This window comes from Dyella sp. C9, assembly GCF_003332825.1.
GTDB lineage: Bacteria > Pseudomonadota > Gammaproteobacteria > Xanthomonadales > Rhodanobacteraceae > Dyella.
Genome location: NZ_QIRF01000029.1, coordinates 1 through 12,182 on the forward strand (window position 1 = coordinate 1; position 12,182 = coordinate 12,182).

General features: G+C 63.2%; 14 protein-coding genes and 1 tRNA gene. 3 read left to right on the top strand and 12 right to left on the bottom strand.

Going from position 1 to position 12,182, the window contains the following annotated elements:
• Positions 1–20 precede the first annotated feature (20 nt).
• Positions 21–284: a BolA family transcriptional regulator gene (locus DVU99_RS19390; RefSeq protein ID WP_114241882.1), complete on the bottom strand. Its 264-nt coding sequence runs from the start codon at positions 282–284 to the stop codon at positions 21–23.
• A complete protein-coding gene (locus DVU99_RS19395; RefSeq protein WP_114241883.1) occupies positions 281–586 on the bottom strand; it encodes a YciI family protein in 306 nt (101 codons plus the stop codon). The genes DVU99_RS19390 and DVU99_RS19395 overlap by 4 nt, the downstream gene beginning before the upstream one ends.
• Positions 587–706: 120 nt before the next feature.
• On the opposite strand from DVU99_RS19395, the gene DVU99_RS19400 reads away from it, so the two are divergent.
• The gene (locus DVU99_RS19400) at positions 707–1,348 is read left to right on the top strand and encodes a membrane protein insertase YidC (RefSeq protein ID WP_114241884.1); all 642 of its coding nucleotides are present in this window, start codon (positions 707–709) and stop codon (positions 1,346–1,348) included.
• Positions 1,349–1,402: 54 nt separating this feature from the next.
• Here DVU99_RS19400 and lysS read toward each other — a convergent pair whose 3' ends face one another.
• From lysS to DVU99_RS19425, 5 genes are all read right to left on the bottom strand, one after another.
• Positions 1,403–2,947, bottom strand: coding sequence for a lysine--tRNA ligase (gene lysS, locus DVU99_RS19405; protein ID WP_114241885.1), 1,545 nt, complete (start codon positions 2,945–2,947; stop codon positions 1,403–1,405).
• A 227-nt stretch (positions 2,948–3,174) separates the two neighbouring features.
• Positions 3,175–4,300 (bottom strand): peptide chain release factor 2 gene (gene prfB, locus DVU99_RS19410; protein WP_114241886.1). Its coding sequence is split into 2 segments (ribosomal slippage): positions 3,175–4,224 and positions 4,226–4,300, totalling 1,125 coding nucleotides; the frame shifts between segments, so codons are not numbered across the junction.
• A gap of 191 nt (positions 4,301–4,491) precedes the next feature.
• Positions 4,492–6,165 (bottom strand): asparagine synthase B, encoded by a 1,674-nt coding sequence (gene asnB, locus DVU99_RS19415; RefSeq protein ID WP_114241887.1) that lies wholly within the window; start codon positions 6,163–6,165, stop codon positions 4,492–4,494.
• A gap of 275 nt (positions 6,166–6,440) precedes the next feature.
• Positions 6,441–6,833, bottom strand: a complete 393-nt coding sequence (locus DVU99_RS19420; protein WP_114241888.1) for an STAS/SEC14 domain-containing protein — start codon at positions 6,831–6,833, stop codon at positions 6,441–6,443.
• A 96-nt stretch (positions 6,834–6,929) separates the two neighbouring features.
• On the bottom strand, positions 6,930–7,217 hold the full coding sequence (locus DVU99_RS19425; protein ID WP_114241894.1) for a 2-hydroxyacyl-CoA dehydratase: 288 nt from the start codon (positions 7,215–7,217) through the stop codon (positions 6,930–6,932).
• Between the two features lie 239 nt (positions 7,218–7,456).
• On the opposite strand from DVU99_RS19425, the gene DVU99_RS19870 reads away from it, so the two are divergent.
• Positions 7,457–7,633 (top strand): hypothetical protein, encoded by a 177-nt coding sequence (locus tag DVU99_RS19870; RefSeq protein WP_157971501.1) that lies wholly within the window; start codon positions 7,457–7,459, stop codon positions 7,631–7,633.
• 157 nt (positions 7,634–7,790) lie between these two features.
• Here DVU99_RS19870 and DVU99_RS19430 read toward each other — a convergent pair whose 3' ends face one another.
• The 5 genes from DVU99_RS19430 to tpiA all read right to left on the bottom strand — a co-directional run bounded on the left by DVU99_RS19430 (position 7,791) and on the right by tpiA (position 11,118).
• Positions 7,791–8,006 carry a hypothetical protein gene (locus DVU99_RS19430; RefSeq protein ID WP_114241889.1) on the bottom strand — a complete coding sequence of 72 codons (216 nt, stop codon included), beginning with the start codon at positions 8,004–8,006 and terminating at the stop codon, positions 7,791–7,793.
• 311 nt (positions 8,007–8,317) lie between these two features.
• Positions 8,318–9,616 carry a hypothetical protein gene (locus DVU99_RS19435; RefSeq protein ID WP_157971502.1) on the bottom strand — a complete coding sequence of 433 codons (1,299 nt, stop codon included), beginning with the start codon at positions 9,614–9,616 and terminating at the stop codon, positions 8,318–8,320.
• Positions 9,617–9,793: 177 nt separating this feature from the next.
• A tRNA-Leu gene (locus tag DVU99_RS19440) sits at positions 9,794–9,878 on the bottom strand.
• 11 nt (positions 9,879–9,889) lie between these two features.
• A complete protein-coding gene (secG, locus tag DVU99_RS19445; protein WP_114241891.1) occupies positions 9,890–10,342 on the bottom strand; it encodes a preprotein translocase subunit SecG in 453 nt (150 codons plus the stop codon).
• A 26-nt stretch (positions 10,343–10,368) separates the two neighbouring features.
• Positions 10,369–11,118: a triose-phosphate isomerase gene (gene tpiA / locus DVU99_RS19450; protein ID WP_114241892.1), complete on the bottom strand. Its 750-nt coding sequence runs from the start codon at positions 11,116–11,118 to the stop codon at positions 10,369–10,371.
• 122 nt (positions 11,119–11,240) lie between these two features.
• Here tpiA and DVU99_RS19455 point away from each other — a divergent pair, with 122 nt between their 5' ends.
• Complete coding sequence (locus tag DVU99_RS19455) at positions 11,241–12,056, top strand: SDR family oxidoreductase (RefSeq protein ID WP_114241893.1); 816 nt, start codon at positions 11,241–11,243, stop codon at positions 12,054–12,056.
• Positions 12,057–12,182: the final 126 nt, after the last annotated feature.

Genomic DNA, 12,182 nt, shown 5'->3' on the forward strand with positions numbered 1-12,182 from the left:
GCCCCACACCCCCAATCGCCCTACTCGCCCGGCCCCCGGGCGTCGATCGACAAGGCATGGATGCCGTTGTCCATCAGCCCCTGCAGCGCGGCATAGACCAGCCGGTGGCGCTTGATTGGCAGCTGGCCGGCGAAGGCCGCGCTGACGATGCGCACATGGAAATGGCCCTTGCCTTCGTTGGCGTGGCCGGCGTGCTTGTAACCCTCGTCCAGCACTTCCAGCTCGGACGGGGCCAGCGCCTGCTGCAGGCGCGCACGGATCTGTTCCACCATCGGCGCGCTCATGCCGGCGGCAGCGCCTTGCGGAACGGCTTGATGCTGACGCTGGCATAGACGCCGGCAGCCACGTACGGATCGTCCTTGGCCCAGGCCTCGGCTTCGGCCTGCGAGGGGAACTGCGCCAGGATCAGGCTGCCGGTGAAGCCAGCCGGACCCGGGTCTTCCGACTCGATGGCGGGAAAGGCGCCGGCGACCAGCAGACGCCCCTCGTCCAGCAGCTTCTGCAGGCGCTCGATGTGTGCAGGCCGCGCGCCCTTGCGCTTCTCCAGCGAGTCAGGGACATCGGTACCGTTAATGGCAAACCACATGGGGAACTCCTGCGCGGCAAAACGCAAAGTTTAGCCGAGTATGGCGCAGGCCATGCGGCCGCCCCTTGCAAACCGCCAGCGCGCGCCCATCTCGCCACGCATCACCACGGGGAGGTCGACATGGAACTATGGAATGGGTTTGTCGCAGTGATCAGTCAACTGCTGGGCGGACTGGCGCACGGCGTGGGCAACAGCTATGGCCTGGCCATCATCATCCTGGCCTTGCTGGTGCGGCTGGGCCTGTTGCCCTGGACGCTGCGCGCCGCCGAACAGGGCTGGCACCAGCGCCGCCGGATGGAAGCGCTGAAACCGAAGCTGGAACAACTGGCCAAGCGCCATGCGGATGACCCGGCGGCCCATGCCACGGCGATGCGTGCGCTGTATCGCGAGCACGGCGTCGGCACGGGCATGGGCGGCGGCCTGCTCACCGCCCTGGTGCAGGCCCCGCTGGGGTTGGGCGTGTACAGCGCCATCCGGCAAGGCCTGGGCGGCGCCGGCGCATTCCTGTGGATTCCCCGACTGGCCCGTCCCGATGTGTGGCTCGCCGTGCTGGTAGCGGCGCTGAGCTACGCGGCCATCGCGCTCAACCCAGCCATGTCGACCCAGGCCAAGACCTTGTTGCAGGTGCTGCCCGTACTGGTGTCGTTTGTGGTGGTCTGGCATGCGGCCGCGGGGCTTGGTCTCTACTGGGCAGCCTCCAGCGGAGTCAATGTGCTGCAGGCGACCTTGCTGCGCCATCGCCTGCGCCGCTTCGCCCGCTGAACCCCTAAAGCAGAAAACCCCGGCCGAGGCCGGGGTTTTCGATGGTGCCGATGCTCAGGCTTCGGGACGCATGTACGGGAACAGCAGCACATCGCGAATCGAAGACGACCCCGTCAGCAGCATCACCAGGCGGTCGATGCCCACGCCCAGGCCACCGGTCGGCGGCAGACCGACTTCCAGGGCGCGGATGTAGTCGGCGTCGAAGTGCATGGCCTCGTCGTCGCCATGCTCCTTGGCCTCCACCTGGGCCATGAAGCGCGCCGCCTGATCCTCCGGGTCGTTGAGCTCGGAGAAGCCGTTGGCGATCTCCTTGGCGTTGATGAACAACTCGAAGCGGTCGGTGATGCCCGGCTTGGTGTCGCTCTCGCGCGCCAGCGGTGAAACCTCCACCGGATGATCGGTGATGAAGGTCGGCTGGATCAGCGTGTGCTCCACCGTCTTCTCGAAGATCTCCAGCAGCAGGCGACCCCAGCCGAAATCGGCCTTTACCTGGCAGCCCAGGCGCTTGGCGTGCGCGGCCATGGCCTCGCGATCGCGCAGCTCCTCGCGGCGGATTTCCGGATTCAGCTCAAGCACGGCGTCTTCCATGCTCCAGCGTCGGAACGCCGGCCCCACGTCGATCTCCACGCCGTCCCACATCAGCTTGGTGTGACCGATGACGTTCCTGGCCGTCTCACGGATCAACGCTTCGGTGATGTCCATGATTTCGGTGTAGGTGACGTAGGCCTGGTACAGCTCGAGCATGGTGAACTCGGGGTTGTGCCGAGTGGACACGCCCTCGTTGCGGAAATTGCGGTTGATCTCGTACACACGGTCGAAACCTCCGACCACCAGGCGCTTGAGGTAGAGCTCGGGCGCGATGCGCAGGTACAGGTCCATGTCCAGCGCGTTGTGGTGGGTGACGAACGGACGCGCGGCAGCACCACCCGGGATCACGTGCATCATCGGCGTTTCCACTTCCATGAAGCGGCGCGGCTCGGCCTCGAGCCACTTGCGGATGAAGCCGATGATCTTGGAACGCTGCGCGAAGGTGCGACGCGCCTCCTCGGTGACGATCAGGTCGACGTAGCGCTGGCGGTAGCGCTGCTCCACGTCGGCCATGCCGTGGTGCTTGTCCGGCAGCGGGCGCAGGCTCTTGGTGAGCAGGCGCAGCTTGTCCACCTTGACCGACAGCTCGCCCGTGCGCGTGCGCATCAGCGTGCCTTCGGCGCCGACGATGTCACCCATGTCCCAGCCCTTGAAGGCCTTGTAGGTATCCTCGCCCACCGTGCCCTGGTGGATGAACAGCTGGATGCGGCCGTTGAAGTCCTGCATCTGCACGAAGGCGACCTTGCCCTGGTCGCGCTTGAGCATGATGCGACCGGCCACCTTCACGCGGCGGCTCAGTGCCTCGATGGCCTCGGCGGTCCACTTCTCCGCATCGGCGAACTCCGCCTGCAGGTCGCCGGCGAAGGCGTCGATCTTGTAGTCGTTCGGAAAAGCCACGCCCTGCGAACGCAGCGCTTTCAGTTTCTCGCGACGCTCGGCGATGAGTTTGTTCTCGTCCTGCGGAACGGACTCGGCGGAAGCGGCGGCGGGAGAAACGTTGTCGCTGGTCATGCGTGGATTCCAGTCTGTAGGTTGGTTTGTTGCCAGTTCTAGCCGGCCGCAGGGAAACGACGCGGCCACTTGCTCGAGGCGTCATCCCGGCGAAAGCCGGGATCCAGTGCCCTTGTCGCCAGCCATTGAGGTCGCTGGATCCCGGCTTTCGCCGGGATGACAAGCAATAAAGCCAGCGGCGACGAAACAAGAGCGATGAAGCGATCTAACCCGAAACGACGTGAGCGTTACGCATCCACGCGCTTGGCGCCTGCATCCAGGCCCGATTTGAGGCTCGCCTCGACGAATTCGTCCAGGTCGCCGTCAAGCACTTTCTGCGTGTCCGAACGCTCGATGCCGGTGCGCAGGTCCTTGATGCGGCTCTGGTCCAGCACGTAGTTGCGGATCTGGCTGCCCCAGCCGATATCGGACTTGGAAGCCTCCAGCGCGTTCTTTTCCGCGTTGCGCTTCTGGATCTCGATCTCGTACAGCTTGGCGGCCAGCATCTTCATCGCGCGGTCGCGGTTGGCGTGCTGGCTGCGCTCGGTCTGACAGGCCACCACCACGCCGCTCGGGACATGCGTGATACGGACGGCCGACTCGGTCTTGTTCACGTGCTGACCACCGGCGCCGGACGAGCGGTACACGTCAGTCTTGAGGTCGGCCGGGTTGATCTCGATGTCGATGTCGTCGTCGACTTCCGGCGACACGAACACCGAGGTGAAGCTGGTGTGGCGGCGATTGTCCGAGTCGAACGGGCTCTTGCGCACCAGGCGGTGCACGCCGATCTCGGTCTTCAGCCAGCCATAGGCGTAGTCGCCCTCCACGCGGAAGGTGGCGGACTTGATGCCCGCCACTTCGCCACCGGAGACTTCCAGCAGCTCGGTTTTCCAGCCGCGCGACTCGGCCCAGCGCAGGTACATGCGCAGCAGGATTTCGGCCCAGTCCTGGGCTTCGGTGCCACCAGCGCCGGCCTGGATGTCCACGAACGCATTGTTGGCGTCCATCTTGCCGGAGAACATGCGCTGGAATTCCAGCTTGCCCACGCTGGCCTCGAGGCCCTTGAGGTCCTCGACCACGGACTGCACGGTGCCTTCGTCGTTGTCGGCAGCGGCCATTTCCAGCAGCTCGCCGGCATCGGCGAGACCCGCGGTCAGCGTATCGATGCCGCTGACGATGGTGTCCAGGCGGGCGCGCTCGCGGCCCAGCTCCTGCGCGCGCGGCGGATCGTCCCACACCGTGGGGCTTTCCAGTTCGCGGCTTACTTCTTCGAGACGCTCACGCTTGGTGGCGTAGTCAAAGATACCCCCTAAGCGACTCGACGCGGCCCTTCAGGTCCGCGATCTGCGCAAGGATCGGATTGGTTTCGATCATGGATGGGAAGTCTTGGGAAAACGGCCGTACATGGTAGCAGAGCGGGCCGGAGCCCGGCACCGCAACCCGGTGGCGCCTCTCCCCGCCGGGGAGAAGGCCGGGGGTGAGGGGCCGATCCTGCCGCAGCCCCGCATCAAAGCACCCCATCGAAACACCACCGACGAGCCTCGACGGACAGGCGAAACCACGCCCTACGCCAACGCCTGCTGATGCACCCCCTTCACCGCGCGCCCCGACGGATCCGCCGCCTGGGCGAACGCAGGGTCCCACGCCAGCGCCGCCGGCGATGAGCAGGCGATCGACTTCCCGCCCGGCACCGTCTCCGCGCAGGCCTGCCCCGGATAGAAGCGCTCGAAGATGCGCCGATACAGGTAGGCCTCCTTGCTGGCCGGCGGGTTGTGCGGAAACCGCGTCGCCGCCGCGGCGAACTCGCGGTCGCTCACCGCCTGCTCGGCGTGGGCCTTCAGGCCGTCGATCCATCCATAGCCCACGCCGTCGCTGAACTGCTCCTTCTGGCGCCACAGGATCGAATCGGGCAACGCGCCCTGGAACGCTTCGCGCAACACGGCTTTTTCAATGCGGCCCGCACCAGCCATCTTGTGGCGCGCATCCAGGCCCATCGCCACATCGAGGAATTCCAGATCGAGGAACGGCACGCGCGCTTCCACGCCCCAGGCCATCATCGACTTGTTGGCGCGCAGGCAGTCATAGCTGTGCAAGGCGTCCAGCTTGCGCACCGTTTCCTCGTGGAAGGCTTCGGGGGACGGCGCCTTGTGGAAATACAGGTAGCCGCCAAAGATCTCATCCGAGCCCTCGCCCGAAAGCACCATCTTCACCCCCATCGCCTTGATGCGGCGCGCCAGCAGGTACATCGGCGTGGATGCACGAATAGTGGTCACGTCGTAGGTTTCTATGTGACGGATGACCTCCGGCAAGGCATCCAGCCCATCCCAGAAGGTGTAGGCGAAGCCGTGATGTACGGTGCCCAGCGCATCCGCCGCCACCTCCGCCGCCGCCAGGTCAGGCGAGCCCTCCAACCCTATCGCGAACGAGTGCAGTCGCGGCCACCACGCTTCGGCGTGATCGTCCTCCTCGATCCGGTGCCGCGCGAAACGAGCCGCACAGGCGGCCACCAACGAAGAGTCGAGCCCGCCGGACAGCAGCACGCCATAGGGAACATCCGTCATCAACTGGCGATGCACGGCCTGCTCGAACGCCTCGCGCAACCTGGCCGCCGAAACATCGTGCCCGCGCGTTTGCGCGTAATCGCGCCAGGGTTTGTGATAGTAACGACGCAGGCCTCCATCCGCGCTGTCGTACACATGGCCCGGCGGAAACGCGGCCACATCGGCACACACACCCACCAGCGCCTTCATCTCTGAAGCCACGCACAGGCGCCCTTGCGCATCATGCCCCCAATACAGCGGACACACCCCGATGGGGTCCCGTGCAATCACGTAGCGCGCCGCCGCGCTATCCCACAGGGCGAATGCGAAAATGCCATTGAGACGGGAAGCCCAATCCGCGGCATCGTCGCCCATGCGATACAGCGCGTTGATCACCTCGCAATCGGAACCAGTGGTGAAGTCGTAGTCACTGGCCGCGCGCAATGCACGATGGTTGTAGATCTCGCCGTTTACTGCGAGCGCCAGCTGCCCATCGCGCGACCGCAGCGGCTGCGCGCCACTGGCCGGATCCACGATGGCCAGCCGCTCGTGCACCAGGATCACCCCGGCGTCGACGAATACGCCACTCCAGTCCGGCCCTCGATGGCGCTGGCGCTGCGAAAGCTCCAACGATTGCTGGCGCAACGCCGCCAGGTCATCGCCCGGCTGAAGATCGAACATGCCAAAGATCGAACACATGAGCTGGATTCCTTTGTCTGTTTTTCGCGAGGCGTAAAAACAAAAAGGCCCGCTGTAAGCGGGCCTTTTTGCGTGTGTATGTCGGTAACTGCTGCTTACACGCCGGCCCACCCGTTGATGCGGGTATTGTTGTTGGCGTTATTGTTGTTCAGTGCGCACACGAGCCTGCTTGCCGCGCCAGAGGCGGCAAGCGCAAACAGAGCAAGGGTGCAAGGGCTGGACATGGTCACGACTTCATCACATGCCGCATCGCCTGGCAAGCTCCCTGGAAAGTTTCATTTGTTTCCATTTTCCTCGGCGGGGCGCGGCTCGGCGATCCATGACCTGGCCTCTTCGAACTGGGCGTCATGAAACAGGCGAAAATGCCCCGGGATGGCGAAACTCATGGCCTGGGTGGCCACGCGCAGCCAGGGCACAGCGGGCCCCAGCGCCACGCGATCCCAGCCAGAGAAATGGCGCACGCCCAGCATGGCGTCCTCCCACATGGCACCCGGATCGAAACCGGTGAAGTCCGGCCCCACGTGATAAAGCAGGCGCAGCTTGCGATTCATGGCAAACGCGGCTTCCACGTCAGGCACCAGAACTCGCGCGTAATCAGTCGCCGTCACCTGGCCGCTGGCGCGAAAACCCACGGCACCCGGCGGCAATCCGCTGATTTGCTCGATCATCACCAGTCTCCGCGTGGCTATGCCCCGCTGTATGGCAGAAGTCTTGTTAGCGATGCGTCATGGGCTCAAGCAGCCTGGTCGCGCAGTGGCGACCACTCAGTCCTCGCCCTTCTCCGAGCGCTTCGCGCCCCGCTTGCGCACAGTCGTCGGGCGCGACTCCGCTGCGGCGATCAATGACTGCAGGTAGGCGATGCCTTCTTCTTCCGGAAAGAACGCAATCACATCGGCCACGCTGAGGCCATGGCGCTCGCGCAACTCCAGGAACTCCCGCCGGGCGCGCTCCATGGGTGACTCGATCGACGCCTTGCGTTTGCGCTCCTGATCCCTGTCGAGTGCGGCAAGTTCGTCCTGGAACTGCCGGTAGGCGTCTTTGTGCACACTCATGGTCAGTACCGAATGCATGCGGGGAGGAAGCTATTGTCACCCGCAAGTGACGAACTTCCATAGCGCCGCGCGATCGCAAAAACATGAACGCCACCACGGCCTGTAGCAAGCCTGTCACTGACGCGTGAAAGCCCTGCACTTATAAGTTTTGCGTTGGCCGAAATGCGCGCACTCCTTAACCACGGAGCAACGGACGGGCCGATAGCCTGAACCTCCCCGCGACAACCACCGGAGTGCATATGGATCCCCTGACCCTTGATATGCCCATTGCCAGCGAGGAGAACCACCCTCATGCCCGCCGCGTCTCCGCCGAACCTGTAGACGGCTACGTGCTCGACCCCTGGTCCGGCCTCTATCGGGAAACCGAAGGCGCCTACCAGAGTCGATTGCAAGCAAATCCGGCCATCGCCGCCTGATCGATGAAACCCCGCCTTGCGCGGGGTTCATTTTGTGGGCACCCGGTCATAGCTCCGATGAGGACTACCGCGGCAAGGATACTCAGGGTTTGCATGGAGCCCGATGCTCTCGTGGCGACGCCCGAAACCCGCCTGAGTCAGATAGTGCCCACAAGCGTCAATTCAGTGCGCGAATGCCGCGTACCATGACTTCCGCCTGGATCTGGCCAGGAATGGCGCTCTCATCGAAAGCGTGACCTTCCATCGTATCCAGCAGGGTCGCAAACCCATACAGCCAGGCATGCCAATACACGGCCCCGCCCCGCTCGAACACTTCGCAGAAGACATCGATGGTTTCGCCCTGGGCGTCGACCAATGTGAAATTGAGTTCCATGGAAGGCCCCTTCCGCTCGTTGCTGCACACGCGGCAAAGCGCAGCCTGTTTCTGCGCGGTGTCGACTCAAGCAAAAGGGAATCAAGGAGCGTGCCAGCGAGGCGATCATGACAGGATCGTCATGGACGGCAATCGCGCGCACAAAAAAACCGCCTTGCGGCGGCTCTTTTGTTTTCACGAATGAAGACACGCGAAGCATCGTCATTACAGATTGGTGCAGGGGGGGGACTCGAACGTCAAAGCCCAATGCGAACTTTCAAGGCATCAGTGGACAAATACCGTCAAAGATACCGACATGCCTCTCGGGCTAGTCACTCCACCGTGGCCTTGTCCCGCTCCTGTTCGTCTTTTGCAGGCCGTTTCGCACGAATGATACCGACGAGTCGCTCTTTTAGCTCTGGCACCTTGTCGATGGCTTCGCGAAATTCCTTAGAGGTCAGAAGCTCATGGAATGGGCTTCCAGCAACGTCTCGCTCAATTAGCCGAATTGGGAGCTCATCCAGCCTGTTCAACGCTGTAGCGAAGAGCTGCGCCTCAAACAATGGATCAAGGCGAGCTGCCTCCGTCCGGTAGCCCTCATAGGCCGTTGCCAGTGCGGCTTTGTAACCGTAATCCTCGGCCAGCCTGAATCGCTGCCCGATTTGCTTTGTGGCGACCCAACACAACCAAACCGGCGCCGCAACGCTGAGTAGCCCTAAAACACCGTGTGCGGCCACCGCTCCCCAGTTTGGTGTCTCCTTAAGGGTCTCCAGCATCGCTGGAAATCTCTCGCGCGCGATCCACACAGCCGCACCCAGCCCGGCGAATAGGACGCCAGTCCAGACAAGAAGCGAATCGCTCAATTTCTTCGACTTCGCAGAGAAAGCTTGAGCCAGACCTTGCGACGTCGCAGCTCGATAAGCCGCGTTCACCCTCGCTAAGACACCACTGGCCTCGTTAGCGACACCCGCAAGGCGATCTTCGATCTCTTTCACCTTGTTGGCACCCGTCTCTGCGGAGACTTCATAACGAATGGTGGCAGCTCTCGATTTCTCGACGGCCTCCAACGCTTCCTCCAAGTCCGACTGCGTTATCGGTAGTTTCCCAGCAGCGTCGTGGGCCTTCAAAATGTTGGCGAGAATTCCCTCTATGCCTTCCATTTGACTGGTGGCCTGGTCCAATCGCTTCTGAGCCACGCGAACGCCCCTGCCTAAGTTGGCCGGGAGCTGGAATACAGAGCTCACCTGCTCCACGGTCATAATTGCGTTGACCTGGAAGTCGACCGCACAAAGATAGGCCTGGATGCTTAAGGCGGCATTGGGGCCGGCCGTCAAATTAGGCACGTTATGCTGCAGGACTGACGCGGCCTTCCCCGCCAAATCTTCAAGTATCTCCGCCGCAGTATCACCGGCCTGACTCCAGTCCAGCGCTTCAACACGTCTCGCCAGCATTCTTGCCATGTACGCCAAATCATTCTTATCAATGGCTGGCGCCTGCCACCCCCAAATCTCAGAGTATTTCCTTGCCTCCGGGTTGGCTGAAACTTGAGTATCGATGGCTCTGAGCTGAGTGACGAGCTTCTTTGGAGCAGAATCCATATTTCCCCCTGAATCGTACGTAATGGCAAGCATGCCTTCTGGGTATGGCGCAACATCTTACGCACATACCGACAAAAATGCCGCCTGATACCGTCGGCTCCAGGGAGCCATCCTGGGACGCCTAGGAATAGAAAAGACACAAAAAAACCCGCTAAATAGCGGGTTTCTTTGATCTTTTGAATTCCAGTGAGACTCGCTGAAACTCGTTATTGGTGCCCAAGGGGGGACTCGAACCCCCACGCCTCTCGGCGCTACCACCTCAAGGTAGTGCGTCTACCAATTCCGCCACCTGGGCAGGTGTCTTACTTAGTTTTTCTTTGCCGGTTCCGTCGCGGCCGGCACGTCACCCGCGGACTTGGCCGGCGCGGTGGCTGCCGGGACGTCGCCCTGGCTGGCCGCCGGCTTGGTGGCCTGCGGGATTTCCGCATTGGCCGGCGCGGCGGGCTGCGCATTTTGCGTGGCAGCCGGCTTGTTGGCAAGACCGGACATCACACCCAGATCGCTGCCGCCCTCACCCTGCGACGAACCATGGTGGCCGAGGTAAATGCCCATGCCGAGGCTGAGGGCAAAGAACAACGCAGCCAGCACCGCCGTCGAGCGGGTGAGGAAGCTCGCGGAACCGCGTGCACCGAACACGGTTGCCGATGCACCGCCGCCGAAACCGGAGCCTGCATCCGCACCCGCACCGCGCTGCATGAGAATCAGCACGATCATCGCTGCCGCGATCAGAATGTAGAAAACGCTGAAGATGACGAACATGGTTCTCTTTGTAGAGTCCGTAGCGCTCAGTGCGCCGCAGCGCAGATCTCAAGGAAATCGGCTGCCACCAGCGCGGCGCCCCCGATCAGCCCTCCATCCACGTCCGACTGCGCGAACAAGTCCGCAGCATTCGCCGCTTTGACGCTGCCGCCGTAAAGCAGCCGGGTCAGTCGGGCAATCATAGCATCTTCTTTTTCCAGTTGGCTACGGATGAACGCGTGAACTTGCTGCGCCTGCTCCGGCGTGGCGGTGCGGCCCGTGCCGATGGCCCACACCGGCTCATAGGCGATGACCGCCGTATCGAAGCTGCCGATGCCATTGGACGCCAGCACGGCCTTGAGCTGCCGGGCCACCACGACCTCGGTCAGGCCAGCTTCGCGCTCCGCCAGGGTTTCACCAACACAGAGAATGGGCGTAAGGCCGCCCGCGCGGGCGGCGGCGAATTTGCGTGCTACCAACGCGTCGCTCTCGCCGTGGTACTGGCGCCGCTCGGAGTGACCGACGATGACCCACTGCGCACCCACGTCGGCCAGCATGGCTGCGGACACTTCGCCGGTGTAGGCACCCTGCCCGTCGTGCTCGCTGACATCCTGACCCCCAAAGCCCAGGCCCGAGCCCACGTGCTGCGCGGCCAGTTCGCCCAGGTAGGGAAACGGCGGGAACACGGCCACGTCCACCGAGGCCGGCAGCGCGGCAACGATGTCACCGACCAGCGCAGTCGCCATACTGCGGCTTCCATGCATCTTCCAGTTGCCGGCGACGAGTTTCTTGCGCATGTGCGGGTTCCGTTGCATATAAACCCGAAAGCTTAACGGGCGACCATGCCACTGGCAACGAGGCACCCGCCAAGTGACTGCCGTAACGACAAAAATCGACAAAACCACAAAGAGACCAGTTGATGCCCGCCACTCGCCCACTCACCCTTGTCACCGGCGCATCCGCCGGCATTGGCGCCGCTTTCGCACGCGACCTGGCCGCGCACGGACACGACCTGGTGCTTACGGCCCGGCGCACCGAACGACTGGAAACCCTTGCGCAGGAGCTGCGTTCCGCCCATGCGCGCACGGTCACTGTGCTGCCGGCAGACCTGGCCGACCCTGCCGCCGTCAGCCAGTTGTGCGACGCCCTGCAAGCCCGTGGTCTGGCGGTGGACTGGCTGATCAACAATGCAGGCTACGGAGTGCCCGGCACGTTCGAATCCAACGATTGGCCGGTTCACGAGGCCTTTATCCGCGTGCTGATGACCGCACCCACCGAACTGGCCTGGCGCCTGCTGCCGGGCATGCGCGAGCGCGGCTATGGCCGCATCATCAATGTGGCGTCACTGGCAGGGCATGTGCCGGGCTCGGCCGGCCATACGCTGTACGCCGCGAGCAAGGCCTACCTCATCAAGTTCTCGCAATCGCTGGCACTGGAAAACCGCCACCTGGGCGTGAACGTGTGCGCGCTGTGCCCGGGCTTCACCTGGTCGGAATTCCATGACGTGACGGGCACGCGCCCGCTGATGAACAAACTGCCCGCCTTCATGTGGCAGACCGCCGAGGCGGTGGTGCGCGAGGGGCACGACGCCGTGGAACACGGCGATGTCGTGCACGTCACCGGCGGCGTGAACCGCTTCATCAAGGGCATGGTAAAAATGCTGCCGGACCGGCTGACGCTGTGGCTGTCCGGGCGGGAGTCGAAGCGCTATCGGGATTTGGGTGAGTTGGGATAACGGGCGAAAAGTGCTCGTTCCATATGCGCGCTTTCGCGAGCCTGTCTCTTTATCACATCTCCGAGCCCACGAGACAGGCACTCATCTCGAAAGGCCGGGTCTTCATGATAAATAGTATGGGGGGGG